Below are 26,063 nucleotides of genomic sequence, written 5' to 3' on the forward strand. Positions count from 1 at the left end.
TTCAGAACGGATTAAAAAAGCTGGCGTCTGTTATGTAGTATTGCCATTATTGGCCAAGAGCTTCCATAAGACGGTCAACAGTTCAGAAACTTGCTCTGTTTTGATAAACCGTCATACCGGCCACGTCACATCAAAATACATCACCGGGTACACGTATCCACCCCTCCATCAAGATACGCGCACTGCGGCTCATGATGGCCTTCTTCACCACCCAGTCTCCATTGATCTGAGTTGCTTCGGCACCGACGCGTAAAGTGCCTGAGGGATGGCCGAAGCGCACGGCAGTGCGGTCGCCACCACCAGCTGCGAGATTCACTAGCGTTCCGGGAATAGCCGCGGCAGTACCAATTGCCACTGCTGCGGTACCCATCATCGCATGATGTAATTTACCCATCGACATCGCACGTACTAATAAATCGATATCGGCAGCCGCGACTTGCTTGCCGCTCGATGACACATAGTCATCAGGCTTAGCGACAAAGGCGACCTTCGGTGTGTGCTGGCGACTCGCCGCTTCGTCGATATGTTTGATGAGCCCCATACGGACTGCGCCATAGGCACGTATTGTTTCAAATTTTGCCATTGCGACAGGATCGCTATTGATCGCATCTTGCAACTCGGTTCCGGTGTAACCGATAGCTTCTGCGTTCACGAAGATAGTCGGAATACCGGCATTGATCATCGTCGCTTTGAGGATGCCAACACCTGGCACATCCAGATCATCGACCAAATTCCCGGTCGGGAACATAGAGCCACCAGCACCGTCTTCATCCGCTGCCGGGTCCATAAATTCTAGCTGTACTTCTGCTGCCGGAAAGGTTACACCGTCAAGTTCAAAATCGCCGGTCTCTTGCACTTCGCCATCAGTGATAGGCACATGCGCAATGATGGTCTTGGAGATATTCGCTTGCCAGATGCGAATAACGGCAACACCATTTTGCGGAACACGACTTGCGTCCACCAATCCTGCACTAATCGCAAAGGAGCCGACCGCCGCAGACAGATTGCCACAATTGCCGCTCCAGTCAACAAAGGCTTTATCGATCGCAACCTGACCGAACAGGTAATCCACATCGTGATCCGCTTTGGTACTTTTGGAGAGGATGACTGTCTTGCTGGTACTCGATGTCGCACCGCCCATCCCGTCAATTTGCTTGCCGTAAGGATCGGGGCTACCGATGACGCGTAAGAGTAAAGCATCACGCGCTGCGCCTGGAATTTGCGCTATCGCGGGCAAATCCTGCAAACGAAAAAAGACACCCTTGCTGGTTCCCCCGCGAATGTAGGTCGCGGGGATTTTGATTTGTGGAACGTGGGTCATACTAATTCCTATTGATCTTTGCGAGATTTAATACGGAAGGGTGCGCATGGCACACCCTAAGCTTTTTAGATCGCCTTTGTTGATTCTAGAAAGTCCTGAGCAAAACGCTGCAATACACCGCCCGCTTCGTAAATCGATACTTCTTCCGCTGTATCCAGACGACAAGTCATCGGTACTTCAACACGTTCGCCATTTTTACGGTTGATCACCAAGGTCAAGGTGGCACGAGGTGTACGTTGACCAATGACATCGAAGGTTTCAGTACCATCAATTTGCAAAGTCAGGCGACTGACACCCGGTTTAAATTCCAGTGGCAATACACCCATCCCAACCAGATTAGTGCGATGAATACGTTCGAAACCTTCTGCCGCAATTGCTTCTACACCCGCCAGACGCACGCCTTTCGCCGCCCAGTCACGTGAGGAACCTTGTCCATAATCCGCCCCTGCGACGATGATCAGCGGCTGCTTGCGCTCCATGTAGGTTTCTATCGCTTCCCACATGCGGGTGACTTTGCCTTCTGGTTCAATGCGTGCCAATGAGCCGGCTTTGACTTTGCCGTCTTCCAGTACCATTTCATTCTTCAATGTCGGGTTCGCAAAGGTGGCGCGTTGTGCCGTCAAATGATCACCGCGATGCGTTGCATAGGAATTGAAATCTTCTTCCGGCAAACCCATTTTTGCGAGATAAGCGCCAGCAGCGCTGTCCAGCATAATGGCGTTCGATGGTGATAAATGATCGGTCGTAATATTGTCGCCCAATACGGCCAACGCACGCATCGCCTTCATCGTGCGCGGTGCAGCGAGCGCGCCTTCCCAATACGGCGGACGGCGGATATAGGTGGTTTGTGGACGCCAGTCATACAGCGGAGTAACCTTTTCACCATTGTCGGCCTGAATCGCAAACATGGGCTCATAGACTTTACGGAACTGCTCTGGCTTGACGCTGGATTTGACGATAGCGTCAATTTCTTCATCGCTCGGCCAGATATCTTTCAAACGAATTTCTTTACCATCCACCACAGTCAACACATCTTTTTCAATATCAAAACGCACGGTACCGGCAATCGCATATGCCACCACTAAAGGAGGTGAAGCGAGGAAGGCTTGCTTTGCATATGGATGGATACGTCCATCAAAATTACGGTTACCCGACAACACCGCAGTCGCATATAAATCACGGTCAATAATCTCTTGCTGAATGACAGGATCCAGAGCACCCGACATACCATTGCAAGAAGTACAGGCATAGGCCACAACACCAAACCCAAGTTTCTCCAAATCACCCATCAAGCCCGCTTCTTCCAGATACAAAGTTACTGCTTTAGAACCCGGTGCGAGTGAGGATTTGACCCAAGGCTTACGCGTCAACCCAAGCTTATTGGCGTTGCGCGCCAGTAAAGCAGCTGCGATTACATTACGTGGGTTACTAGTATTGGTGCAGCTAGTAATTGCAGCGATGATGACTGCGCCATCCGGCATCTGTCCTGGTACATCATCCCATTTACCTGCGATACCTTTGCTTGCCAGATCAGCAGTGGCAACACGTGCATGCGGATTGGACGGGCCAGCCATATTACGTACTACGGAAGACAGATCAAATTTCAGTACCCGCTCATACTCAGCTGTCTTCAAGCTATCTGCCCACAAGCCGGTGTGCTTGGCATACGTCTCCACCAGTTTGACTTGCTCATCTTCACGGCCAGTCAATTTCAGATAGTCGATCGTTTGTTGGTCGATAGAAAACATCGCTGCAGTCGCGCCATATTCCGGTGCCATGTTGGAAATCGTTGCACGATCACCGAGAGTTAATGCAGCAGCGCCTTCGCCATAAAATTCGAGATACGCGCCAACCACTTTTTGTTTACGCAAAAACTCCGTCATCGCCAGCACGACGTCGGTCGCAGTAATATTGGGCTGCGGACGACCAGACAGTTCTACGCCGATAATATCTGGCAAACGCATCCACGAGGCACGGCCAAGCATGACGTTTTCTGCTTCTAAACCGCCAACACCGATCGCCAGTACACCCAAGGCATCCACGTGTGGTGTGTGACTGTCAGTACCGACTAGAGTATCGGGGAAAGCCACGCCATCTTTGATCTGAATCACCGGAGACATACGCTCCAGATTGATCTGGTGCATGATGCCATTACCCGGTGGGATCACATCGACATTCTTGAACGCTTTTTTAGTCCAGTTGATGAAGTCGAAACGGTCCTCATTGCGACGATCTTCAATCGCACGATTTTTATTGAACGCATCGGGATCAAAACCGCCACACTCTACAGCTAGCGAATGATCAACGATCAACTGCACAGGCACCACAGGATTGACCTGAGCTGGATCACCACCCTGATCCGCGATCGCATCGCGCAAACCGGCGAGATCAACCAATGCAGTTTGTCCGAGAATGTCGTGACACACCACACGTGCCGGAAACCATGGAAAATCCAGATCACGCTTACGCTCAATGAATTGCTTCAATGAGTCGGTCAATGTCGCCGGATCGCAACGACGTACCAGATTCTCGGCAAGAACACGAGACGTGTATGGCAACTTATCATACGCACCTGGCGTAATCGCATCGACTGCGGCACGCGTATCGAAATAATCCAGCGTAGTGCCTGGGAGTTGTTTGCGGAATTGAGTATTCATCATTCAGTCAGTCTAAAATAATCGAATTGCAGCAGCTAAGAAAGTGGCAGGTATGTCATGCGCATCCACCAATTTCTTGTTTGCTAGCTAGCGAAAAAGCTGTTTACTTACGGTCTTTCAGCGCCACAAATTGCAAATCTTCAGGCCCGACATAATTCGCACTTGGACGAATGATCTTGTTGTCGATACGCTGTTCAATGATGTGTGCTGCCCAGCCGGAAGTGCGCGCAATGACGAACAACGGTGTGAACATGGCAGTTGGCACGCCCATCATGTGATACGACACGGCAGAGAACCAGTCCAGATTCGGGAACATTTTTTTGATATCCCACATTACTGTTTCTAAGCGTTCAGCAATATCAAACATTTTGGTAGAGCCTGCTTCAACCGACAATTGACGTGCAACTTCTTTGATCACCTTATTACGCGGATCAGACACGGTATAGACCGGATGCCCAAAACCAATCACCACTTCTTTATTTTCTACCCGCTTTTTGATGTCCGCTTCTGCTTCATCCGGATTGTCGTAACGCTTCTGAATTTCAAACGCGACTTCATTAGCACCGCCGTGTTTTGGTCCGCGCAAAGCACCAATGCCGCCTGTGATAGCAGAATGAATATCAGAACCCGTGCCAGCAATCACGCGGCAGGTAAATGTGGATGCATTGAACTCATGCTCTGCATATAAAATCAACGAGGTATGCATGGCTTTTTCCCACGAAGTGCTTGGCTTTTGGCCGTGCAACAAGTGCAGGAAATGTCCACCGATGGAATCATCGTCAGTCTCGACATCGATCCGTTTGCCGTTGTGACTAAAGTGGTACCAGTACAGCAGCATGGAGCCAAGGGACGCCATTAACTGGTCGGCAATATCGCGTGCGCCTGGCGTATTGTGATCATCTTTTTCTGGCAAGGTGCAACCTAAAACCGAGACACCCGTGCGCATGACATCCATCGGATGGGCAGACGCTGGCAGAGCTTCTAGCGCTGCTTTCATATTAGCGGGCAAACCGCGCAAGGATTTCAGCTTGTTTTTATAGGCTTTAAGTTCAGCAATATTAGGCAATTTGCCATGTACCAGCAGATGCGCGATTTCTTCAAATTCGCAGGCGTCTGCTACGTCCAGAATGTCGTAGCCGCGATAGTGCAAATCGTTACCAGTTTTGCCTACGCTGCACAGCGCAGTGTTACCGGCAGCAACACCAGACAAAGCGACGGATTTTTTTGGTTTAAAAGGAACGGCGGCTTCAGTCATGAGATTCTCCTTTGTGAGACTTGTTCGATAGAAGACATACTCTTACCCAGTATTTTTTAAAACACCAATCATTGCATGCGGAATTGATCAATTTTTTACAAAATAATGGGGAGTATGCTAATTTTTTGTAGATAATTAAATTCTGTTATGCGTTCTATTTAGATTTTTGCTGGGCAAATAAGGCATCCAGCTTTTGCTCAAAATCGTGATAATTGATGCGCTCGTACAATTCCATGCGTGTTTGCATCGTATCAACTACCGCTTTTTGCGAGCCGTCACGACGAATCGCGGTGTACACATTTTCTGCCGCTTTATTCATGGCACGGAAAGCAGACAAGGGATATAGCACCAGACCGACATCGACTGCAGCCAGCTCTTCCACGCTGTACAAAGGTGTTGCACCGAATTCGGTAATGTTCGCCAAGATAGGGACTTTGACCGCGTTTGCGAATTGCTTGTACATTGCAAGCTCTGTAATCGCCTCCGGAAAAATCATGTCAGCACCGGCCTCGACGCACATTTGCGCGCGCTCAATCGCCGCATCCAGTCCCTCGACTGCCAAGGCGTCAGTGCGCGCCATGATCACAAAGCTGTCGTCGGTACGCGCATCAACGGCAGCTTTGATGCGATCGACCATTTCTGACTTGCTGACGATTTCTTTGCCAGGACGATGACCGCAGCGTTTCGCCCCAACCTGATCTTCGATGTGCATCGCTGCGGCGCCGAATTTGATCATGGATTTGACCGTACGTGCCACGTTAAAGGCAGAAGAACCAAAACCCGTGTCCACGTCGACCAGCAAAGGCAGATCGCACACATCGGTAATCCGGCGTACATCGGTCAACACATCGTCGAGGTTAGAAATACCCAGATCTGGCAAACCCAGAGAACCGGCAGCGACGCCACCACCTGACAGATAGATCGCTTTAAAACCGGCACGTTTTGCCAGCAAGGAGTGATTCGCATTGATCGCACCAACCACTTGCAAGGGCGATTCTTCTTGCATGGCTTTACGGAACGCAGCACCTGCGGAGAGTTGACTCATTTTCTTACCTTTCAAAATAGGGTTTTGCTGCGTGAGCCCATTGCAATCAACGTGCCAGTTTTGCAAAGACAATATTGCTGTTGTGAAAATATGAGGTAGATCAAGGACTTAAGCACGTCATCTGGATGATGCAAAGGGAAAACAGTTCGCTATTGACTGACTTTTGTTTCATAATGACGTTTAATTTGAAACATTTTTTTGAAACAATGAAACGCCTAATATAGAAATTTGAAACATTCTCAATCTCGCTTTGCCAAAGAGGTTCGCTTTAACCAACGCAAGCATCTTTAGCCTACCTCCCAACAAAACACTTCACCTCAGACCAATCATGCGACCTCAAGCACCGATCCCTCGCGACGCGAATGACAAACCGATCATCTGGACGGTATCCATCTCGCGACTCTTCGATTTATTTCGCGACATCATGGTCGAATATGACGCCAGTGCGACGATTGAACCCATCCATATGGGCTTTGAGGAAGCAGCACAACATCTGCGAGAACGTCTGCAAACCGAGCGTTGCGATGCGGTGATTGCTGCTGGATCCAATGGCGCGTATCTCAAAAACCGTTTGCCCGTCCCTGTCGTGATCGCAAAGGCAAGCGGCTTCGATGTCATGCAGGCGCTCGCCAGAGCGCGCCGAGTTTCTCCAGACATTGGACTGATCACATACCAGGAGACGATGCCGGAACTGGTCGACTTTAAAAATACCTTTGGCTTCAAGCTCGAGCAACGGACTTACGTCACGGAAGAAGATGCCCGCGCTCAGATCAGTGAACTGAAGGCTAAGGGAATTAAAGCGATCGTTGGCGCTGGCTTGATTACCGATCTGGCAGAAGAAGCGGGTTTGACGGGCATTTTCATGTATTCCGCAGAATCGATACGCCAGTCATTTGAGGATGCGTTGGAAATCGCCCGCTTGACGCGCCTGGAATCCGCTCGGGGGCGCCATCATCCTGCCGCTGAATCGCTAAAGGCTCGGCACGGACTGGCTGATTTACGGGGTGAATCCCCTGCCATGCAAGGTATGCGACAATCAATCATGCTGTTCGCCCGTTCCCCGGCGACAGTACTGATACAAGGTGAAACCGGTACCGGCAAAGAACTGGCAGCACAAGCTATGCATAAAGAAAGTCCGCGTGCGCGTCACCCTTTTGTCGCCGTTAACTGCGGCGCGATTGCCGAATCTTTGCTGGAATCGGAATTATTTGGTTATGAGGACGGCGCTTTCACCGGATCCCGGCGCGGCGGTCATGCCGGCTTATTCGAGGCAGCGCATCGCGGCACCTTATTTCTGGATGAAATCGGTGAAATGCCTTTAAGCCTGCAAACCCGGCTGTTACGCGTTCTGGAAGAAAGAGAAGTCGTTAGGGTCGGCGGAGTCCGCCCTATTCCTGTTGATGTCAGGATTATCAGTGCAACGCACTGCGACCTCGATGCACGTATCGGTGAGAATCGCTTCCGGTCAGACTTGTTTTATCGGCTGGCTGTACTACGCTTACAACTACCGCCTTTACGTGAACGCAAAGAGGATCTGTTGCCATTAGCAGAATGGTGTGTCAAACATGCGTTGGCGTCTTTAGGAAGCCGTCCCCATGCCAATCTGCATGCAGAAGTTCTCGCTTGCGGAACATTACTTGAGCAGTATGATTGGCCCGGCAATATTAGAGAACTACGCAATATGATGGAACGTCTCGCGTTGTTCCTAGCAGCTGAGCCACTTCAGGCATTAACACCAAGCTTGTTTTTCAGTATAGCCCCGGAATTAAAGAACAAGATGTCGACGACTACCGATCTTATTATAGCGACAGCTCCATTGAAGACAGAAACAAAACAGATGACAGCAACCAATAATGTTTCCATAGAGCAAATTATGAAAAGATTTAATAATAATCGTGACGATGTTGCCCAGCATTTAGGTATTAGCAGAACTACGTTGTGGCGTAGGTTAAAGAATGCAAACATCCTGTTTTAATATTTTCTTTCAGGTAAAATAAATTTACCTTCAAATAACCAGAATAAGAACGCAATGAGCCAAGCACACCCCACAAAAAAACTCATGATCGTCGATGACAGCAAAGTATCACGCATGGTGATTCGGGCACATATCAAAGCCCAGCATGAAGATTGGGAAATCATCGAAGCCATCAGTGGAGACGACGCTATCCTGCTAGCGGACAAAGAAAATCCTGATTTTTGCACGATGGACATCAACATGCCAGGCATGCTCGGAACAGATGCCGCCGAACTTATTCTCACGAAACATCCAGCGATACGCATAGTTATTTTTTCCGCCAATATTCAAGAAACATTCAAAAATCGCGCAAGCAATCTAGGCGCTACGTTTGTGGCGAAACCAGTGACTGAAAAATCAATTGCACAAGCCTTGACCCATTTCTTAGGAAGCTAAGTGGATACTCTCACCGAACTACATCTCGATGCTCTTAGCGAAGTGTTTAACATCGGTGCAGGACGAGCTGCGGCGAGTCTCAGTGAAATCGTGGGTGATGAAGTCAAGCTATCCGTACCCAAGGTTGAGGTGAAGAAAAGCTCTGAGATGGATGCATCGGCATTAGCATTTGAAGGTAATCGCTTTGGCGCGGTAAGCCAGCAATTTACCGGCCCCTTTGATGCTGAGGCCGTTCTGCTTTTTACCGAAGATCATGCGCTCGAAATCGTACGTGACATGATGAGTTCACAAATGAGTATCGAAGAACTCGCGGAATTCGAACAAGAGGCGATGTGTGAGTTAGGTAATATCATTCTGAATGCCTGCTTGTCAGCCGTTGCTGACATGCTGGACATCTCGTTTAACAGCTCTTTCCCCAATTATACGATTGCATCTGCAGATGATCTGTTCCGGCGCATTGGTCAGACGGCGGATCACCCTTATGTTTTGGTTTTACATATTGATCTGGCGATTGAAAAGAGACACTCTGAAGGCCATCTCATTTTCTTACTGAGCTCAGCTTCGCTAAAAAACCTCGTCAATCAAATCGATCGTTTTTTGGGTAACATTTGATGAAGCATCCTGAGAAAGTCAGCGCAGACAAGGCTGTACAGATTTTTAATGCGGTCAATATGGGATTAGTTCTGATTGACGCAAACGAACACATCCTGATGTGGAACGACTGGATGGTCAAACATAGTATGATTGAGACTGGAGTTGCACTTCAAAAAAAATTTCAGACGTCTTCCCAGACAAACCAAGCGCGGCTTTCTTAACTTCTTTGCGCAACACTATCAATTATGGTTTGCCGGCGGTCCTCTCGAATGCTTTGCACCGCTCACCATTGCCCTTGTTCGACCCCAGCGAACTAAGTAAAGACCCTGGGAGAATGCATCAATCAATCACCATTACGCCTATCTCAGCCAGCCCTGATGAAACGCACTGCCTGATCCAGATTATGGACTCCAGTGCATCAATCAAACGCGAAAAAATGTTGCGCTCTCATTCCGAAATACTGAAAAAAGAAGCTACGACGGATAGTTTGACCGGTATTTATAACCGCCGCTTTTTCGACGAACATTTTAAGATGGCGATGGGTCATTCGAAGCGTCAAAAACTGCCACTTTCTGTGTTTATGGTAGACATCGATTTCTTCAAGGAATACAACGATTATTATGGCCACGTAGCCGGAGACAAAGCGCTGATAATAGTTGCAAAAACCCTCAAAACGCAGCTAGTTAGAGCCAATGATATCGTCGCGCGATACGGCGGAGAGGAATTTATACTCATGCTGCCGAATATGCCCGAAGACTTAGCCATGCAATTCGCAGAAAAAATACGGGCTGCTGTATGGGATGCAGCAATCCCACACCTTAAATCACGCATCAGTGAACAGATCAGCATCAGTATAGGTGTAAGTACATATCAACAGAGCGAAGATGTGAGTATTCAACATCTGCTGGAAGCAGCAGACACGGCACTCTACAAAGCAAAGCAAAATGGTCGGAATAGTTGCTGCTATATCAATGCCAGATCGATTGCCGAGTTGGCAGAGACAGAAAAAAAAGTATGACCCCCGTTTTCTCGCTAACCTAAATTCGTTAATTTAAAAACATTCGTATTTGGTATACGCGGAATAATAATTTGCAAGAAGTGTGTTGAATTCCGTTTCAGCCATCGCTGCTGGTTCTCGTTTAAGAAATGCAGCGGAATCTGCATCGCAGACCCCACTTTCTCCCGCTCAAAATAATTGATATTGTTGCCCGGCGATGCTGCCGAGATCGACATATACAATACCTGCTCAGTTCCTTTTGGCAGCAAGGGGTAGTAGCCTTCCATCAGGTCTGTACGGTCGAAATACAAATTCCTTAGTGCCGGATTTTGCGAATTGGTTTTTACATCCTCAATGACATTAGCATGCAGGTAGACATTAGCATCTGTGTTATTGCGTTTCGTATCAGCAAAAAATTCTAGAAAATAATCTGTTACTGGCTTACCCTGATCATCGACGACATTGCAGTTCACTTGCAGGTATTGATGAAAAAACTCCGGCTCCTCCGTCGTAGTTTTACTCAGCGCCGCAGTTGCCTCACTGAGATCGTGCCATTGCGTTTGTAATAACTGGTAGGCCGGGAAACTGTCACATCCCAATGCTTGCAAAATCACTAGTCCCAATTGCGCCAGTTGTTCCGGCGTCTCCGCAATATCCTCATGATTCGATGTCTCTGCGCGATCAGGATCGATAATCGAGCCATGTGTGCGCGTCGGCAGAACAGCTAATGGAATATCGCTCTGCAAGCGGCTTACCCAGTTAGTGATTGCACTTGATGAATCCTGCTCACGAAAATCAATCGTCACACCTTGTGCATTCAAGTTCGCGGCACATGCTCTGACGGTACCATCGGCGCCGTTCTCGTTCACAATCTGGCGCAACAGGCTCGCATAAGGGTGGGTGCCGACAATCACAAATGGCCAGACCTTATCGTCCCCATAAAATTGCACGGGATTAGCCGCATCCAGTGCCTCCGGACCAACCAGGATATCGCGTTGCGCCAGCTCCCACTGATAGGGTGAGGCCAGTTCAAGATCATTTAACATCGACTTACCAGTCTGAAACCAGTTGTTATATCCCTTCACTACCCGCCCTAAAAAACTCTTGCCGGTTGCCGCAAGCTTAGAACCGTAATTCGCCGGTGCTAGCATGACCAGGCGTTTCATCGGACACTGTTCAGCACGTCCTTTGTAATGAGTCGTCAGCCACTCACGGGCGACCAGACCACCGGTACTATGTACAATCACATCAAAACTCGCTGCCAGCTCACCGGTTTGCATCAACTCGTCAATCACTTCTGCCATACGTTTACCAACGTCTGCGACACGCACATCGTCATCCATGGAAATATAGTCCCCAAGCCAAAGCTGTTTAGCCTGATAGTTATTTTTTTCGAGGAATTCTGCAAGAGTATGAAAAGACTTGGACGTATCGCTCCAGCCGTGAATAATGAGTACCTGACGTTGGGCAGTGTTAACGAGGTTTGCAGGCATGAAAGCTCTCCTGTTTTAAATAGTTATCTGATTCAAATATGATAGTCAATTTACATGACTTTTGTTTAACTTTTTTAAGATTCCTTTATTCCCGTCTACTTTCACCCAACTCGTTCAGAATGACCCAAAAGTATTTGTCTTTGCATTCACTGTCTTTCCAGTCAAAATACGCGTTCTCTTCCCCCTATCAGGAACATCACCATGCGCTTTTCACCTTCCCGTCGTTTATTTCATGTTTTAGCTACTGCCGGATTACTGTCACTCTCCGGCCTCAGTCTTGCTCAACAGGTGTTGCGCGTCTCGGCGATTCCTGATGAGGCACCGACAGAATTGCAGCGTAAATTCAAACCTTTAGGTGCTTATCTGGAAAAGAAATTGGGAATGAAGGTCGAATTCACTCCGGTCACAGATTACGCGGCATCGGTTGAAGGATTGATCAACAACAAACTCGACATGGTGTGGTTCGGAGGTTTTACTTTTATTCAGGCCAAGGTGCGTAGCAAAGATCAGGTAATCCCTCTGGTACAGCGGGAAGAAGACGAAAAATTTAAATCTGTGTTCATCACGACGAAAACGGACATCATTAAATTGGATGATTTAAAAGGCAAGACATTTACCTTCGGTTCTGAATCATCAACCTCCGGTCATCTGATGCCGCGCTCCTATTTGCTCGCGGCAAAAATCAATCCTGATACCGATTTAAAACGCATCGCCTTCTCAGGCGCGCATGATGCTACCGTGGCTGCGGTATCGGGGGGCAAAGTCGATGCCGGTGCCTTGAATATCTCTGTCTGGGAAAAGCTGGTCGCGCAAAACAAAGTCGATACAAAGCAAGTGCGCGTGTTCTATACCACGCCTGGCTACTTTGATTACAACTGGACAGTACGCCCTGATATGCCAGCGGAATTACGGAAAAAAATTACCGATGCATTCCTGTCACTGGATGCCAGTAAACCTGAAGACAAAGAGATCCTAGATCTGCAACGTACTAACCGCTTCATTACCACCAAAGCAGATAACTACAAAGCGATTGAGGCTGCTGCACACAATGCAGGCTTATTGAAATAAGGCGACTTTCATCCACATGCTGTTGCAACTACAAAATGTATCCGTATCTCATCCAGCGTCCGCCGCAGGACATGAGGCTGCGTTAAGCGATCTGACTCTTAGCGTTCATGCTGGTGAGCAAATTGCGCTGATCGGCCCTTCAGGCGCGGGCAAGACGACATTGCTACATATGCTGGCATGTGCGTACAAACCGTCGCAGGGCAGCTATCGGTTATTCGATCAGCAGCCCTGGTCTCTTTCTGAACACGCAAGGCATGCGTTGCGTCGTCGTCTGTTTCTCGCGCCACAAACACCACCACTGCCACCACGTCAACGCGTTGTTACAACCGTGCTGGCAGGACGTTTGCCATCTTGGTCCTTATGGCATGCCCTGCGAAATTTAATCAAGCCGATGGAACCGGAAATCGCATTCGATGCACTTGCCCGTTTCCACCTGCAACACAAGCTGTACGAGCGTGTTGACCGGCTGTCAGGTGGTGAGCGTCAGCGCTGCGGCCTGGCGCGCTTGCTATTGTCTGATGCGAATCTGCTGCTGGTTGATGAGCCATTATCTGCACTCGATCCCACCCTGGCAATTCACACGCTGCACACTCTGCAACAGGAAGCCCGTGAGCGTAACGCGGCCCTGATTTGTAGCCTGCATCAGGTCGATCTGGCACGCAAACATTTCAAACGTATTATTGGCTTGCGAGACGGAAAAATCGTATTTGACAGTGAACATGTCACTGATGACATGATCGCTGCGCTTTATGCCAATATCAGGAGTGATACGCATACCGACACGGTTGCAAGCTCCTTCTCAACAGATGCCTTTATCGCCAATGCAGCAGCCGTCGCTGACATTATTCATGATCCTCGTTGCATCTAAGCGTATGAAACGTATGAGGCCATCGCAACCCGGTCTACAAAATCAGTCTGATAGTATGCCCGGGCATGATCCTGCCTGGCGTCAGCGTTTAACATTCTCTTTACTTGCTTTGGTCTTGCTCTGGCCCATCCTGGTCGCCACTGAATTTAAACCATGGTTGCTGACGGATGCGCAAAGTTTGGATGCCACCGGGCGTTTTTTGGCGGGATTTTTTCCACCTGCTCATAGTGCCGAATTTCTTTGGATCGTACTTGAAGCAAGCTGGCAAACTGTCGCCATGGCAACTGCGGGAATGACACTGGCATTTATTCTCGCGGTTCCAATGACACTGATCGTCACAGAACACCTGTCAATTTCACGTATCGGCACAGGACGCATGCGTCTGCTGGCGGTACTGATACGACAAATAGTACGTTGGCTACTTGTATTGCTGCGTAGCGTGCCGGAACTGGTCTGGGCATTGTTACTCGTCAGGATAGTCGGCCTTGGCGCCACGGCTGGTGTGCTGGCAATTACGCTGACCTATTGCGGTATGTTGGGTAAAGTGTATGCAGAAATCCTGGAGGCCAGCGACGCGCATACGGGTAATACGCTATTGCAAAATGGCACTGGCAGGCTCTCTGCGTTCTTCTATGGCGCCTTGCCGAATGCGGCAGCAGAGCTGATGTCCTATACGATCTATCGCTGGGAATGCGCAATACGCGGCTCGGTGGTGATGGGCTTTGTCGGCGCTGGTGGTCTGGGCCAGCGCATGGATGAGTCCATGAAAATGTTGTCCGGCGCGGAGGTATCAACAATGCTGATGGTCTTTGTTCTGCTGGTTGCCGTCGCCGATGTCGTCAGCAAATTATTCAGGGAGCACCTGCAATGAATGCATCCCGCTCATCTCCCTTAGCAACACAAGCTGACCTACCACCGGCACCGAAGCGCGTGAGTGCGCCAATGCTCATTTTTATCGTTGTATTGGCGCTCCTGATCGTGAGCAGTTTTTATACGCTGAATATGAAATGGTCGGCCCTATTTTCAGATAGCGCGGTCAAAACGTCCTGGGAATTCCTGCAAGGATTTGCGCCCCCGGACTTATCTCCGGCACTGTTGACTAAAACCTTTTTTGCAGCATTTGAAACACTGGCCATGTCTGCTCTGGGAACGTTCCTCGCCGCTATGGCAGGACTCTGTCTGGCGATCCCGGCCAGCGGGCGCTTTGGTGTGCTTGCGATGCGCTGTACTCGCTTGCTGTTGAATATTGCAAGAGCGATTCCTGAATTGGTCTGGGCATCAATCATGCTGATTGCAGCGGGCTTGGGACCGTTTGCCGGCACAATCGCGCTCGCAGCACATACAACAGGTGTGCTCGGCCGGCTCTTCGCAGAGGCGCTGGAAAATGCCCCAAATCACGCTGCACTGACTCTTAGAATAAATGGGGCAAGCACACTCAGTAGTTTTTTATACGCAACCCTGCCCCAGGCATTGCCTCAAATGCTGTCTTACACCTTGTACCGCTGGGAAAATAACATTCGCGCTGCGGCGATCTTAGGGGTGGTTGGCGCAGGTGGTCTCGGGCAAATGTTGAAATATCATTTATCTCTGTTTCAGATGCAAACTGCGGCTACTGTCATCATCGCCATGCTATTGTTAGTCGCCATGGTCGATGCACTGAGTTTTTCTCTCAGGCGTTGGCTGATGCATTAATGAAGTCCATCAAATTTCGGCCTTATGTCTACACATTTTTCTATCAGGCTTGCTTCAAGTGACGATGCTCCGCGCATTGCAGCACTAGGTATGCAAGTGTGGCTGCGCACCTATGCAACTACGGGTATATCAACACCCATTGCGAATTACGTACTAAAGGAATTCACCGAAGATCGTTACCGTCAGTTGATTGTAGACACAAAAAAACAATTGATGATTGCTGAAGTCGATGGATATCTCGTGGGTTACGTGATAATCGGTCTGGGCAATACGTTTGCAAATATTCATGTAGAAATTGAAAAACTCTATGTTCAGGAATATTTTACCGGTCAGGGGATAGGTAAGGCTTTACTCGCGTCATCGCAACTCACGGCATATGACTATTGCGCGAGTTCATCGGTATGGCTCACCGTGAACGCAAAAAATCAAAATGCCATTGCGTTCTACAATCAACTCGGATACCGGCATGAGGGTGATACCGACTTTGTGCTGGATGGCGTCAAATATAAAAATTATGTGATGGTTGTGCGGCATCGCAATAACCAATCCTGAATCCAAGTCGATATGAAAACACTCTACCTCTCATCCATAAGTTCAATCTTGCTCTCGCTATCTTGCTGGTCTCAGGCAGCCCCGCCGAATCCGACAAGCAAACATGAGATTACCCATCTGCTCACGTATGTAGAGCAATCAGGATGTCAGTTAAACCGAAATGGGAGCTGGTACACGTCGCAAGAAGCGACTGCGCATTTGAACAAGAAATATCAATACTTGCTGGATAAAGATCTGATCTCGACTGCCGAATCGTTTATTGCTAAAGCGGCCACCGAAAGCAGTATGAGTGGCAAGGCTTATATGGTGAAATGCCAGGCTAGCGCTCCGGTAGAGAGCGCTAGCTGGTTAAAGACAGAGTTACTCCGATATCGTCAGGCATCTCATTAAGTGTCATTATTTAAGAGTCGCTATATAAGTGCCACTATTAATTGTGACGATACAGATGTCACGCACATGTCCGCATATCGATACAACTGTTTAGATACAGTAGGTGCCGCTATTTTTTCTTAGCTGAAAAATAAGCAATCCATTTTTGCTCGGATGGCGTTAGCGGTTTTGGCAGCATACGCTCCGGCACTTCCCACAATACGACTTTTGGTGGGCTTTGCTGAAAGGTCTTACCGCTTAAGTAGGCCATAGCCGCTCCCTCAAAATTTCCACCGTCCTTGGCAAAATTAGCGACTGGTGCGCCCAGGTGATAGCTTAAAAATGGTACGAAATTCGATGCCCGCGAAAATGACGTGCCGACCAAGGCCACCGTAGGCAAACCACTATCGCCAAATAAATCATCACCGGCAGGATCCGCGGGATCTGTCGCGCTGGTGCTGGCAACTATCGTAGTTAACTGCGCTGCCTCAGCTTTGGGACGCAACACCGCGGGTAAACCATCGAGATTAGCTACACGCAACAGGTCGCCGGAACGGTCAATTACTTTACTCTTAAGCGCAGCAGGATCAGGCGCAACCGCAGGGGCGGCATGTAGCCTCTCCGCATGCAAGTGAGCTGCAATGGCTGCTGCTGCTGCGTTAGAACCGATTTCATTCCAATGCGAATCCGTTCGGTAATAGCGCTCGCCTGTCGTTGCCAGTAAGGCCGGTGCAAGACTGATCGTATCGACACCCGTTTTTTTCAGTTGATCAACCCAACTATCCAGACGTGGTGCAAAACTGGCTGGGCGGTGCAATCCGCACAGATGCGCTTGCTCAATTCTGGACTTATCAGGTACAACAGCAACGACTAACTGGATTCCGCGCGCTTTCAAATCTTTCGCCAGGTTACTGACGATACCAGCTCTAGCCAGTGCAGATTTTTCCGCATCTGGAAATACCTCTAATTCATCGCTGAGAAAAAACCAGTCCTGACAACCCGTACGCACCGCAGTCCCGGTATCACCAGCGACAGTCCAAGTCACGGCACGCTCAATCTGGCTAAATACTTTACTCCAGATGAAGTGGGCGTTGAGTTGTGCGGAGAACCGTCTGGTGGATTCTCCGCCAAACAATTGCTTCGGTTCGCCTATACCTTTCCAAGACTCTACAGGCACCTTACTCAAGGAAATCACAGTAACACAAAAACCGGTGAGCATGACAAGCACGAACGCTAACGCAGGTACATAAGTGATCCAGGCAGATGACTTTGATGTGGCAGGTATTGTTGCTGTTTTCAGTTCAGTCATGATGCGTCCTTAAAACTGAAAATACAAAAATGGGATTGCTTTTTGACCAGCCAGCACAATCACGCCATAGACAAAAGTAATAATTGGCCAGATTGCGCTCCAGGTCACAGACCCTAAGCCACCACGTGCAGCAATCCTTGTCGCAGGATAAACCACACACAGCACACCAATCGCAAAGGTCAGCAAAATACTTGGTCGCAGAGCCAGTGCAACAGTATCTCCCATCGCAAAACCGTTCACACCGAACTGACCCGCAAGCATTACCATTGCCGATACAAAACCGTCGGTACGAAATACCGTCCAGGCCAGCATCACTACAATCATAGTCAAAGTACGGGACGCGACATTCGGCATGGAGTATCCGCGCATGGTGAACGCGCGATCACAACATAATGCGGTACCCTGGATAATTCCCCAGATTAAAAAATTCCAGTTATCACCACCATGCCACAAACCACCGATTGCCATAGTCAGCATCAGATTGACGTAAGTACGCGCTGCACCGTTACGATTGCCACCCAATGCGATGTAAAGATAGTCACGCAGCCATGATGACAAGGTCATGTGCCAGCGCCGCCAGAAGTCCTGGATAGACACCGCAAGATAAGGATTATTAAAATTCTCTTCAAAGCGGAACCCCAGCATCAGGCCCAGCCCGATCGCCATCGCGCTATAGCCGGCAAAATCAAAATAGAGTTGCAGTGTATAGGCGGCGCATCCCGTCCAGGCATCAACAAAGCTAGGGTTATGCAAACCAAAAGTTAAGGCGACAAATGGCGACAGCGTATCGGCGATCAATACCTTCATCGAAAAACCGATCATGAAGCGACGCACACCCGCTGCAAATTCTGCGCTGGAAAAAATTCGCTCACGAAGCTCTTTATCAATGACTTTATAACGCACAATCGGACCTGCAATCAGATGCCCGAACATCGCCATATAAGCACTGAAGGAAATAATGCTGTACTGCGCAGGTACTGTTTTACGGCGCACATCGACCAAATACGAAATCGCATGCAATACGGTAAACGAGAGGCCAATCGGCAGCATCACGTTTTCCCAGGGAATCAAGGGCAGGTCGTGTCCGGTCAGCAGGCTGTTCAGTGACTGCACTACCATATTGGTATACTTGTACCAGACTAGTGATGCCAGGTTCAGTACGATGGTAATAGCCATGATGCGCGTCTTTGAACGCTCATCACCGGCCTTATCAATCAGGATCGCAGCACCCCAGGCGAGTATCGTCAGCGCAATAATCAACAACAAAAACTTGGGCGTCCACCATGCATAAAACAACCAGCTTCCAACCAGCAGGGTGTGGTTACGAAAGCGCTGGGGTGTAATTAAATAGAAGGCAAAAAAAATCGGCAGGAAGAGTGTCAAAAACTCCAGAGACGCGAATACCATGGATCGGCTTTCGGTCAGGAATTATTGTCACGGACAAAGAACGCCTGACGCCCGGCTTTCAAGGACAGCAGGAAAACGCTGTAGCGCTCACCCGCTTGCAATTGAGACATGTCGATGGCAGCGCCGACCGCCTGTCCGTCGCAATTAGCCTGCACCGACAGCTTGACCGGGTTAATCAGACGGCGTTGCAGTGTTGCCGGTTTGACGGTTTCTACGATGGCCGCATTTTTGGCACCGCCGGTTAAACTGGCAGCACTACATTTTTCATCGAGATTTGATAGCGATACGGAAGAGCGCATCGCATTAAAATCCGTCGGAGTTTCCCTGACGATCAGCGTTTTGGCCGCGGCATCTTTACCGACGACGGCGATCGTAATAAATTCACCAGGTTTCGCCGTCACTTCGACCGGCAATTTATGGTTGCCAATCTGCACTGTTGCGGATAATTTGCTTCCCGCTTTTACAGGATAAAACCGCGACACGCGTGCATCACCTTGATTGCCTAGAGCGATTTTGGCAGCACCATTGACGACGCTGGCCTTATCGTCACTTGCATTCAGAAAACGTACAAAAGACGAATCTTCGCCGGGGCCGGTCTCATAAAGCTGTATATCTGCATGAGCAGCAACAGAAACCAGAGTAGCGATGCAAGCGACAATAATTTTTTTCATATTTTCAAGAAAATAAGGTGAGAAGTCAGCGATAAAATACTAGATCAATACTCGAATTTAACGCTTGATCGTATTCAATACCGCAGGAGCGACGATCGCATTACCGATTGCAGAGCCCCATGATTTATAGCCAGATGAGGTGAAATGCTGACCATCGATCGTTGACCATTCGCCTTGCTTGGACATGGTTTGTGAATCGATATAAGTGCAAGGTGCGACGATATCCGCCATGTAAGTCGACATCTCTTTAGCGCGTGCATATGTTTTGTTGAACGGACCACCTTCGGTACCCCACGCCGGACCAACCCAGACGCAGGCAACACCGTTATTTTTCACACCTTTGGTCAAGCGCGACACCTGCTGCCAGATCCATGTTTTTGGTAATTCAGGCTGTGTGTAGGCTGCCATGGTGTCAGCGTTGACCACGACAACTAAATTTGGTTTGTAGGTCTTAATTAATTCGTTAAAAGGACGCGTCGCTGCCTCCGGGCCTGTTTTTTGTTCAACCGGACCATCCTTGAGACGAACTGCGCCGCCGCATGAAGACTGAGTTTTTACCATCCACTCACCCGCCGCTACGCCGCATGCGCCGAAGGAATAAACGACAGCACCTTTATTCATCAGATCATCATGTAATGTGGTGATCAGATAATCCGGTGTCGACATATGGCTATCGCCAATGATCAGGACGGTCAGGCCAGCAAGAAGTGCGCTCATTTTTATTCCTATCAATACAATGGGATGTTCAGGGGTACTTTCCGCCTAAGAAGCCGAAACTAGACAGCGTCAATCACGCGAAAAGAATGTTAGTAAGCGATTATAAATTTGATGTTCTAATTTGTTACAGTAATACAAGTAAAAAAGCTGAAATTTACGATAAATCACGATAATAATTCACACAATTTCACAAAAGAAATACGGCTCAGCTTCATATATTGTCTTTAGAACAGCAAAATATCGGGGCATACCCGCATACATCGCTGATCCTAGGTCAGCATTGCCAACATCAAGAAACACTACAAAAATAAGCGCCTGCATTTTTTTGCCATAACTGCTTAAATGAAGGTGCAAACGAGAATTCCAGAATATCTACGGTAAGAATGAGTAAATACCTTATAATGAACTAGTTATAACAAGCGGCGGCAAAATTTCCTCTTGCCGCCGATTCTATTTATGGCTATCAAACATTTCCTGCAGTTCTCAGACTTCACACTTGCTGAATTCAATTATGTGATGGAGCGCGCCCGCATCATCAAACGCAAGTTCAAGACTTACGAAACTTATCATCCTCTGCTCGACCGCACGCTGGTCATGGTATTTGAAAAAAATTCCACGCGTACCCGCCTGTCTTTCGAAGCTGGTATGCATCAGCTCGGCGGCGCGGCGATTTATCTGAATACACGCGACAGCCAGCTTGGTCGCGGCGAACCGGTCGAAGATGCAGGCCAGGTAATGTCACGCATGTGTGACATCATCATGATCCGCACCTTTGAACAGGAAATGATCGAACGTTTCGCCGCCAATTCACGTGTGCCGGTCATTAACGGCCTGACAAATCAGCATCACCCCTGTCAAGTGTTTGCCGATGTATTTACTTACATCGAACATCGCGGCTCGATTCAGGGCAAGACTGTTGCCTGGATTGGTGATGCCAATAATATGCTGTATTCCTGGTTGCAGGCAGCGCAGATTTTTGATTTTCATCTGAATATCTCGACGCCTAAAGGCTACGACATTGATCTGTCGTTGGTCGAAGCGGGAAATACGCACTACACCCTATTCGACAATCCATCCGATGCTTGCGTCCAGGTTGACTTGGTGAATACCGACGTGTGGACCAGCATGGGTTATGAAGAAGAAAATCAGGCCCGACTGAAAGCCTTTGACGGCTGGATTGTCGACGAGGCCAAGATGGCACGCGCCAAACCCGACGCCCTGTTCATGCATTGTCTGCCAGCCCATCGCGGCGAAGAAGTCTCGGCAGGCGTGATTGACGGTCCGCAATCCGTTGTTTGGGACGAGGCAGAAAACCGGTTGCATATCCAAAAAGCGCTTTTGGAATATCTCGTGGTTGGCAATGTCACCGAGAACGCCTAACACTCATTTAAATACCTTCAGTACAAAGAAAGCACATCATGAGCGACATCAAAAAAGTTGTATTAGCTTATTCAGGCGGTCTGGACACCTCAGTCATCCTGAAATGGCTGCAAGATAATTATCAATGCGAAATCGTTACTTTCACAGCCGATCTGGGTCAGGGCGAAGAGCTGGAACCGGCTCGCGCGAAAGCAATCAAGTTCGGTATCAAACCCGAGAACATTTATATCGATGATGTACGCGAAGAATTCGTGCGTGATTTTGTGTTTCCGATGTTCCGGGCCAACACAGTGTATGAAGGCGAATATCTCTTAGGCACCTCGATTGCGCGCCCGTTGATCGCTAAACGTCTGATCGAAATCGCCAAAGAGACCGGAGCGGATGCAATCTCTCATGGCGCCACAGGCAAAGGTAACGATCAGGTTCGTTTTGAGCTCGGAGCTTATGCCCTGATGCCAGGCGTCAAAGTGATCGCTCCATGGCGTGAATGGGATTTGCTATCGCGTGAAAAACTGATGAAATACGCTGAAGATGCTGGCATCGCGATTGATCAGAAACATAAAAACGGTGGCGCGCCCTACTCCATGGATGCGAATCTGTTGCACATCAGTTTTGAAGGACGTCATCTCGAGAATCCAAGTGCCGAAGCCGAAGAATCCATGTGGCGCTGGACTGTCAGCCCGGAAGCCGCACCCGATGCGCCAGAATATCTGGATATCGAATATGAACGCGGCGATATCGTCGCATTAAACGGTGTGAGGATGTCTCCGGCAACCGTACTGACCGAACTCAATCGCCTCGGTGGTAAGCACGGTATCGGTCGTCTGGATCTGGTAGAAAACCGTTACGTCGGCATGAAATCACGTGGCTGCTACGAAACACCAGGCGGCACTATCATGCTGCGCGCGCATCGTGCAATCGAGTCGATCACACTGGATCGAGAAGTAGCCCATCTGAAAGACGACCTGATGCCACGTTATGCGAGTCTGATCTATAACGGCTACTGGTGGGCGCCAGAACGTCTGGCATTGCAGACGCTGATTGACCACACACAACAGACTGTCAACGGCTGGGTTCGCGTCAAGCTCTACAAAGGCAACGTCATCACGGTCTCACGCGACTCCAAAACAGACTCTTTGTTTGACATGAACATAGCTACGTTTGACGAAGATGGCGGTGCTTACAATCAGGCTGATGCTGGCGGCTTTATCAAACTCAATGCCTTGCGTATGCGCATTGCCGCAAATGCCCGCGCCAAACGCGGACAATAAGAATTTCAGTCGCTATTTTTAATATCCTCAGCCCGCAACCTCACGATAGCGGGCTGTTTTTTTATGAGCATTCTATGAGCACACAATTTGATCAAGTCAGCGTCATCAAAAAAGCTAATCTCTATTTCGATGGCAAATGTGTTTCGCACACTATCCTGTTCGCCGATGGCAGCAAAAAAACCATCGGTGTGATTTTTCCCTCCAGCCTGGTGTTTAATACCGGCGCGGCTGAAATCATGGAACTGAATGCGGGCTCTTGCCGGATTCGTTTGCAGGGTGAAGAGAACTGGACGACTTATCATGGCGGACAGCAATTTAATATTCCAGCCAATTCTAGTTTCACTATAGAAACACTGGAGACACTGGACTACGTTTGCCACTTCGTCGCCTAATCGGTCTTAGTCCCTCGATCTTATTTGTCGATATGGCGTCGTAGTACGGTGACTACGACGCCATACGCAAAAAACCTTAGTACGCAGAGAATTTATATACTCCTATACAGTATATTTCGAACTACTCCATATAACTTGCGGAATCCGGCTATTTTTCTTACAAAATAGGGGAGTATATGGTTTCAATCTATACAAACACAGGCTCGACCTCTAAATCCACATCAAATCTGGCTCTCACATCTGCCTGTATCAGGGATGCCAATGCTCTGACCTCGACTCCTGTTGCACCACCAAGATTCACCAATACCAATGCCTGTTTGTCATACACGCCGGCCCTGCCAAGTGCCTGACCTTTCCAGCCAGACTGCTCAATCAGCCAGCCCGCTGCCAGCTTGTAATGACCTGTCTCTTGCAGATAACTCACCAGCGCAGGATATTCTGCAATCAGGCGATCACGGGTCGCAGCACTGACGACAGGATTTTTAAAAAAACTGCCTGCGTTACCAATCACTTGCGGGTCCGGTAATTTTGCCTGCCGGATGGCGATAATGGCATCACTAACATCACTGGCATTCGGGCTCACTATCCTTTTGCTCGCAATATAGCGGGCAACATCGGCGTAATTCAAACGTGCTTGCCATAATTTGGGCAAAGCAAAAGTGACGCTCAGTATCACCATGCGATCTTTACAGGCATGTTTAAAAATACTGTCGCGATAAGCAAACTGACAAGCGGCTTTATCCATGATGATGATGTCACCAGTGGCAAAATCGAATGCCGTCAGGCTATGAAATAAATCCTGCATTTCAACACCATAGGCACCGATGTTTTGTATCGGTGCGGCACCGACAGTACCGGGAATGAGTGAGAGATTCTCCAGTCCACCTAAACCCTGCTTTAGCGTCCACAATACAAACTCGTGCCAGCTCTCGCCTGCCTCTGCCTGTACCAGCACATTGTCGCTATCCTCACCGACAATGTATTTACCAAGGCAGGACATGTGCAGAACAAGGGCATCAACTTGGTCTGATAGCACCAGATTACTGCCGCCACCCAAAATTAAGCGCGGCAACGCAGACAAATCAGGATCATCGCGCAAGGCAGATAGCTGCTCTGGCTGAGTAATTTGCACAAAACGTCTGGCGCAGGCAGCAATTCCGAAGGTATTGAGCTTTTGCAGCGAATAATCGTAAAAAAGGGAAAATTTGTTCGTCATAAGCGCAGAATTATAGCCTTAGGCTCATAGCGTCGGCGCGCATTTGCTAAAATGATGCTTACTCACATTTTCACTAAGGATTACCATGCCCTCATTTGATACCGTCTCAGAAGCCAATATGGTTGATGTCAAGAATGCGGTGGATCAGACCAATAAGGTCGTAACCAATCGCTTCGATCTGAAAGGCAGCAGCGCCAAAGTCGAGCAAAAAGACCGTGAACTCACTATCTACGGCGATTCGGAGTTTCACCTCGACCAGGTCCGTCTAGAACTCACGATGACCATGGGTAAACGCAATGTCGATGTACGTTTCATGGATCTTGGCAAAATCGATAAAATCGGTGGCGATAAAGTCAAACAAGTTATCAAGATCAAAAATGGCATCGAAACCGAAGATGCAAAGAAAATCGTTAAAGCCGTCAAAGACAGCAAAATGAAAGTGCAAGCCAGCATTCAGGGTGATGCCGTACGCGTGACCGGCACCAAACGAGACGACTTGCAAGCCGCAATGGCAATGCTGCGTAAAGAGATTAAAGATCTGCCGCTGGAATTCAATAACTTCAGAGATTGATTGCTACGCATCAGTTTTTTGCGTGAGCCGTTCCTGAGACTGCAACTCCACTACAACATGCCTCGACTATCTTCGCTATGAAAAAGATTTCTCTCCTGCTCTGGACACTTATCCTAAGCGCAACTGGATGCGTCTATGCAGCAGCAAAGGCAGATGTCGGCGTAGTGGGATTATTTCCAGGCAAGGCCGTACTGGTCATCGACGGGAATGAGCCAAAAACCTATTCGGTCGGCAGCACTATTGGCGACGGCATGAAATTATTATCAGTCGATAATGAAACCGCCACCATTGAAGCCAATGGCAAACGTCAGGTTTTGATGATTGGTCAGTATGTGCATCGCGCTGCACCGAGCAGCGGGAATAGCGTGATACTGCAAGCCGATGCACAAGGACATTTTTTCACGAAAGCTCAGATCAACGGCGGTAGCAGCCTGAATATGCTGGTCGACACGGGAGCTAGTTTAATCTCGATACCAGCAGCAGATGCAACCAAACTGGGGATCAATTACAAAGCAGGTCAGTTAGGTCGTTCGAGCACAGCGAATGGTGTCATTAACGTATATCGGGTACGTTTGGATACTGTCAAAATCGGGGATATTGAATTACAGCAGGTTGACGCATCAGTCAATGAAAGTGGCCTTCCCTTCACCCTGCTCGGCATGTCATTTTTAAAGCGTGTAGAAATGTTACGCGATGGCGAACGATTGACACTGACGAAACGATATTAGCATCTGGAAGAGCAGAGACTGACATCATGACCTGATATGTAAAAACACAATGAAGCTCTGCAAAAAAAGCCTGACGTACT

The 26,063-nt window shown here is 48.7% G+C and carries 26 protein-coding genes; 16 read left to right on the forward strand and 10 right to left on the reverse strand.

From position 1 onward, the window contains the following. Positions 1-130: 130 nt before the first annotated feature. The 4 genes from prpF to prpB form a co-directional block, all read right to left on the reverse strand. Positions 131-1,321: a 2-methylaconitate cis-trans isomerase PrpF gene (prpF, locus tag ACO0LE_RS07760; RefSeq protein WP_422959834.1), complete on the reverse strand. Its 1,191-nt coding sequence runs from the start codon at positions 1,319-1,321 to the stop codon at positions 131-133. 65 nt (positions 1,322-1,386) lie between these two features. Then, the gene (acnD, locus tag ACO0LE_RS07765) at positions 1,387-3,978 is read right to left on the reverse strand and encodes a Fe/S-dependent 2-methylisocitrate dehydratase AcnD (RefSeq protein WP_422959835.1); all 2,592 of its coding nucleotides are present in this window, start codon (positions 3,976-3,978) and stop codon (positions 1,387-1,389) included. A 103-nt stretch (positions 3,979-4,081) separates the two neighbouring features. Next, the gene (gene prpC / locus ACO0LE_RS07770; protein WP_422959836.1) at positions 4,082-5,233 is read right to left on the reverse strand and encodes a bifunctional 2-methylcitrate synthase/citrate synthase; all 1,152 of its coding nucleotides are present in this window, start codon (positions 5,231-5,233) and stop codon (positions 4,082-4,084) included. A 154-nt stretch (positions 5,234-5,387) separates the two neighbouring features. Further along, positions 5,388-6,278, reverse strand: coding sequence for a methylisocitrate lyase (gene prpB, locus ACO0LE_RS07775; protein WP_422959837.1), 891 nt, complete (start codon positions 6,276-6,278; stop codon positions 5,388-5,390). A gap of 328 nt (positions 6,279-6,606) precedes the next feature. Here prpB and prpR point away from each other — a divergent pair, with 328 nt between their 5' ends. The 5 genes from prpR to ACO0LE_RS07800 all read left to right on the forward strand — a co-directional run bounded on the left by prpR (position 6,607) and on the right by ACO0LE_RS07800 (position 10,300). After that, on the forward strand, positions 6,607-8,253 hold the full coding sequence (gene prpR, locus ACO0LE_RS07780; RefSeq protein WP_422959838.1) for a propionate catabolism operon regulatory protein PrpR: 1,647 nt from the start codon (positions 6,607-6,609) through the stop codon (positions 8,251-8,253). Between the two features lie 54 nt (positions 8,254-8,307). After that, positions 8,308-8,688, forward strand: coding sequence for a response regulator transcription factor (locus tag ACO0LE_RS07785; protein WP_422959839.1), 381 nt, complete (start codon positions 8,308-8,310; stop codon positions 8,686-8,688). Beyond that, the gene (locus ACO0LE_RS07790) at positions 8,689-9,300 is read left to right on the forward strand and encodes a chemotaxis protein CheC (protein ID WP_422959840.1); all 612 of its coding nucleotides are present in this window, start codon (positions 8,689-8,691) and stop codon (positions 9,298-9,300) included. After that, positions 9,300-9,503: a PAS domain-containing protein gene (locus ACO0LE_RS07795; RefSeq protein ID WP_422959841.1), complete on the forward strand. Its 204-nt coding sequence runs from the start codon at positions 9,300-9,302 to the stop codon at positions 9,501-9,503. The genes ACO0LE_RS07790 and ACO0LE_RS07795 overlap by 1 nt, the downstream gene beginning before the upstream one ends. A gap of 74 nt (positions 9,504-9,577) precedes the next feature. After that, positions 9,578-10,300, forward strand: coding sequence for a GGDEF domain-containing protein (locus ACO0LE_RS07800; RefSeq protein WP_422959842.1), 723 nt, complete (start codon positions 9,578-9,580; stop codon positions 10,298-10,300). Between the two features lie 14 nt (positions 10,301-10,314). Here ACO0LE_RS07800 and ACO0LE_RS07805 read toward each other — a convergent pair whose 3' ends face one another. Further along, entirely contained in the window at positions 10,315-11,772 is a 1,458-nt protein-coding gene (locus ACO0LE_RS07805) for an esterase/lipase family protein (protein ID WP_422959843.1), read from the reverse strand. Between the two features lie 201 nt (positions 11,773-11,973). Between ACO0LE_RS07805 and ACO0LE_RS07810 the strand changes: the two genes are divergently transcribed. Genes ACO0LE_RS07810 through ACO0LE_RS07835 form a run of 6 tightly spaced genes read left to right on the forward strand, consistent with a single transcriptional unit; the run spans position 11,974 to position 16,342 of the window. After that, positions 11,974-12,840 (forward strand): putative selenate ABC transporter substrate-binding protein, encoded by an 867-nt coding sequence (locus ACO0LE_RS07810; protein WP_422959844.1) that lies wholly within the window; start codon positions 11,974-11,976, stop codon positions 12,838-12,840. Between the two features lie 16 nt (positions 12,841-12,856). Continuing rightward, the gene (locus ACO0LE_RS07815) at positions 12,857-13,708 is read left to right on the forward strand and encodes a phosphonate ABC transporter ATP-binding protein (RefSeq protein WP_422959845.1); all 852 of its coding nucleotides are present in this window, start codon (positions 12,857-12,859) and stop codon (positions 13,706-13,708) included. 13 nt (positions 13,709-13,721) lie between these two features. Next, positions 13,722-14,579 carry a PhnE/PtxC family ABC transporter permease gene (locus ACO0LE_RS07820; RefSeq protein ID WP_422959846.1) on the forward strand — a complete coding sequence of 286 codons (858 nt, stop codon included), beginning with the start codon at positions 13,722-13,724 and terminating at the stop codon, positions 14,577-14,579. Continuing rightward, positions 14,576-15,400 carry a phosphonate ABC transporter, permease protein PhnE gene (gene phnE, locus ACO0LE_RS07825; protein ID WP_422959847.1) on the forward strand — a complete coding sequence of 275 codons (825 nt, stop codon included), beginning with the start codon at positions 14,576-14,578 and terminating at the stop codon, positions 15,398-15,400. Before ACO0LE_RS07820 ends, phnE begins: the two co-directional genes overlap by 4 nt. Before the next feature lie 24 nt (positions 15,401-15,424). Next, complete coding sequence (locus ACO0LE_RS07830; RefSeq protein ID WP_422959848.1) at positions 15,425-15,952, forward strand: GNAT family N-acetyltransferase; 528 nt, start codon at positions 15,425-15,427, stop codon at positions 15,950-15,952. Positions 15,953-15,964: 12 nt separating this feature from the next. Continuing rightward, positions 15,965-16,342, forward strand: coding sequence for a DUF5329 domain-containing protein (locus tag ACO0LE_RS07835; protein WP_422959849.1), 378 nt, complete (start codon positions 15,965-15,967; stop codon positions 16,340-16,342). Positions 16,343-16,451: 109 nt separating this feature from the next. On the opposite strand, the gene ACO0LE_RS07840 is transcribed toward ACO0LE_RS07835, so the two are convergent. From ACO0LE_RS07840 to ACO0LE_RS07855, 4 genes are read right to left on the reverse strand one after another with little or no spacing between them, the layout of a single operon-like run. Then, positions 16,452-17,630, reverse strand: a complete 1,179-nt coding sequence (locus ACO0LE_RS07840; protein WP_422959850.1) for an alginate O-acetyltransferase AlgX-related protein — start codon at positions 17,628-17,630, stop codon at positions 16,452-16,454. A 9-nt stretch (positions 17,631-17,639) separates the two neighbouring features. Next, positions 17,640-19,037, reverse strand: coding sequence for an MBOAT family O-acyltransferase (locus ACO0LE_RS07845; protein ID WP_422959851.1), 1,398 nt, complete (start codon positions 19,035-19,037; stop codon positions 17,640-17,642). A gap of 14 nt (positions 19,038-19,051) precedes the next feature. Continuing rightward, the gene (locus ACO0LE_RS07850) at positions 19,052-19,708 is read right to left on the reverse strand and encodes an alginate O-acetyltransferase AlgF (protein ID WP_422959852.1); all 657 of its coding nucleotides are present in this window, start codon (positions 19,706-19,708) and stop codon (positions 19,052-19,054) included. 57 nt (positions 19,709-19,765) lie between these two features. Continuing rightward, positions 19,766-20,425: an SGNH/GDSL hydrolase family protein gene (locus ACO0LE_RS07855; protein WP_422956215.1), complete on the reverse strand. Its 660-nt coding sequence runs from the start codon at positions 20,423-20,425 to the stop codon at positions 19,766-19,768. A 456-nt stretch (positions 20,426-20,881) separates the two neighbouring features. Here ACO0LE_RS07855 and argF point away from each other — a divergent pair, with 456 nt between their 5' ends. The 3 genes from argF to ACO0LE_RS07870 all read left to right on the forward strand — a co-directional run bounded on the left by argF (position 20,882) and on the right by ACO0LE_RS07870 (position 23,468). Then, the gene (gene argF, locus ACO0LE_RS07860; protein ID WP_422959853.1) at positions 20,882-21,805 is read left to right on the forward strand and encodes an ornithine carbamoyltransferase; all 924 of its coding nucleotides are present in this window, start codon (positions 20,882-20,884) and stop codon (positions 21,803-21,805) included. Between the two features lie 38 nt (positions 21,806-21,843). Next, the gene (locus ACO0LE_RS07865; protein WP_422959854.1) at positions 21,844-23,076 is read left to right on the forward strand and encodes an argininosuccinate synthase; all 1,233 of its coding nucleotides are present in this window, start codon (positions 21,844-21,846) and stop codon (positions 23,074-23,076) included. A 74-nt stretch (positions 23,077-23,150) separates the two neighbouring features. Continuing rightward, positions 23,151-23,468: a pyrimidine/purine nucleoside phosphorylase gene (locus ACO0LE_RS07870; RefSeq protein WP_422959855.1), complete on the forward strand. Its 318-nt coding sequence runs from the start codon at positions 23,151-23,153 to the stop codon at positions 23,466-23,468. Positions 23,469-23,655: 187 nt separating this feature from the next. Here the strand turns inward: ACO0LE_RS07870 and murB are convergent, their stop codons facing one another. Beyond that, positions 23,656-24,684: a UDP-N-acetylmuramate dehydrogenase gene (gene murB, locus ACO0LE_RS07875; RefSeq protein ID WP_422959856.1), complete on the reverse strand. Its 1,029-nt coding sequence runs from the start codon at positions 24,682-24,684 to the stop codon at positions 23,656-23,658. A gap of 85 nt (positions 24,685-24,769) precedes the next feature. On the opposite strand from murB, the gene ACO0LE_RS07880 reads away from it, so the two are divergent. Both ACO0LE_RS07880 and ACO0LE_RS07885 read left to right on the forward strand, forming a co-directional pair. Continuing rightward, a complete protein-coding gene (locus tag ACO0LE_RS07880) occupies positions 24,770-25,255 on the forward strand; it encodes a YajQ family cyclic di-GMP-binding protein (RefSeq protein ID WP_422956220.1) in 486 nt (161 codons plus the stop codon). A 77-nt stretch (positions 25,256-25,332) separates the two neighbouring features. Continuing rightward, positions 25,333-25,983 carry a retropepsin-like aspartic protease family protein gene (locus ACO0LE_RS07885; RefSeq protein WP_422959857.1) on the forward strand — a complete coding sequence of 217 codons (651 nt, stop codon included), beginning with the start codon at positions 25,333-25,335 and terminating at the stop codon, positions 25,981-25,983. Positions 25,984-26,063: the final 80 nt, after the last annotated feature.

The organism is Undibacterium sp. Xuan67W (assembly GCF_049340165.1).
In the GTDB taxonomy this organism is placed as follows: domain Bacteria; phylum Pseudomonadota; class Gammaproteobacteria; order Burkholderiales; family Burkholderiaceae_D; genus Undibacterium.

Excerpts from the sequence above, each read along its gene's own strand:
- prpF (WP_422959834.1), bottom strand. The coding sequence starts at position 1,321 with ATGACCCACGTTCCACAAATCAAAATCCCCGCGACCTACATTCGCGGG.
- acnD (WP_422959835.1), bottom strand. The coding sequence starts at position 3,978 with ATGAATACTCAATTCCGCAAACAACTCCCAGGCACTACGCTGGATTAT.
- prpC (WP_422959836.1), bottom strand. The coding sequence starts at position 5,233 with ATGACTGAAGCCGCCGTTCCTTTTAAACCAAAAAAATCCGTCGCTTTG.
- prpB (WP_422959837.1), bottom strand. The coding sequence starts at position 6,278 with ATGAGTCAACTCTCCGCAGGTGCTGCGTTCCGTAAAGCCATGCAAGAA.
- prpR (WP_422959838.1), top strand. The coding sequence starts at position 6,607 with ATGCGACCTCAAGCACCGATCCCTCGCGACGCGAATGACAAACCGATC.
- ACO0LE_RS07785 (WP_422959839.1), top strand. The coding sequence starts at position 8,308 with ATGAGCCAAGCACACCCCACAAAAAAACTCATGATCGTCGATGACAGC.
- ACO0LE_RS07795 (WP_422959841.1), top strand. The coding sequence starts at position 9,300 with ATGAAGCATCCTGAGAAAGTCAGCGCAGACAAGGCTGTACAGATTTTT.
- ACO0LE_RS07805 (WP_422959843.1), bottom strand. The coding sequence starts at position 11,772 with ATGCCTGCAAACCTCGTTAACACTGCCCAACGTCAGGTACTCATTATT.
- ACO0LE_RS07810 (WP_422959844.1), top strand. The coding sequence starts at position 11,974 with ATGCGCTTTTCACCTTCCCGTCGTTTATTTCATGTTTTAGCTACTGCC.
- ACO0LE_RS07815 (WP_422959845.1), top strand. The coding sequence starts at position 12,857 with ATGCTGTTGCAACTACAAAATGTATCCGTATCTCATCCAGCGTCCGCC.
- ACO0LE_RS07820 (WP_422959846.1), top strand. The coding sequence starts at position 13,722 with ATGAGGCCATCGCAACCCGGTCTACAAAATCAGTCTGATAGTATGCCC.
- phnE (WP_422959847.1), top strand. The coding sequence starts at position 14,576 with ATGAATGCATCCCGCTCATCTCCCTTAGCAACACAAGCTGACCTACCA.
- ACO0LE_RS07830 (WP_422959848.1), top strand. The coding sequence starts at position 15,425 with ATGTCTACACATTTTTCTATCAGGCTTGCTTCAAGTGACGATGCTCCG.
- ACO0LE_RS07835 (WP_422959849.1), top strand. The coding sequence starts at position 15,965 with ATGAAAACACTCTACCTCTCATCCATAAGTTCAATCTTGCTCTCGCTA.
- ACO0LE_RS07840 (WP_422959850.1), bottom strand. The coding sequence starts at position 17,630 with ATGACTGAACTGAAAACAGCAACAATACCTGCCACATCAAAGTCATCT.
- ACO0LE_RS07845 (WP_422959851.1), bottom strand. The coding sequence starts at position 19,037 with ATGGTATTCGCGTCTCTGGAGTTTTTGACACTCTTCCTGCCGATTTTT.
- ACO0LE_RS07850 (WP_422959852.1), bottom strand. The coding sequence starts at position 19,708 with ATGAAAAAAATTATTGTCGCTTGCATCGCTACTCTGGTTTCTGTTGCT.
- ACO0LE_RS07855 (WP_422956215.1), bottom strand. The coding sequence starts at position 20,425 with ATGAGCGCACTTCTTGCTGGCCTGACCGTCCTGATCATTGGCGATAGC.
- argF (WP_422959853.1), top strand. The coding sequence starts at position 20,882 with ATGGCTATCAAACATTTCCTGCAGTTCTCAGACTTCACACTTGCTGAA.
- ACO0LE_RS07865 (WP_422959854.1), top strand. The coding sequence starts at position 21,844 with ATGAGCGACATCAAAAAAGTTGTATTAGCTTATTCAGGCGGTCTGGAC.
- ACO0LE_RS07870 (WP_422959855.1), top strand. The coding sequence starts at position 23,151 with ATGAGCACACAATTTGATCAAGTCAGCGTCATCAAAAAAGCTAATCTC.
- murB (WP_422959856.1), bottom strand. The coding sequence starts at position 24,684 with ATGACGAACAAATTTTCCCTTTTTTACGATTATTCGCTGCAAAAGCTC.
- ACO0LE_RS07880 (WP_422956220.1), top strand. The coding sequence starts at position 24,770 with ATGCCCTCATTTGATACCGTCTCAGAAGCCAATATGGTTGATGTCAAG.
- ACO0LE_RS07885 (WP_422959857.1), top strand. The coding sequence starts at position 25,333 with ATGAAAAAGATTTCTCTCCTGCTCTGGACACTTATCCTAAGCGCAACT.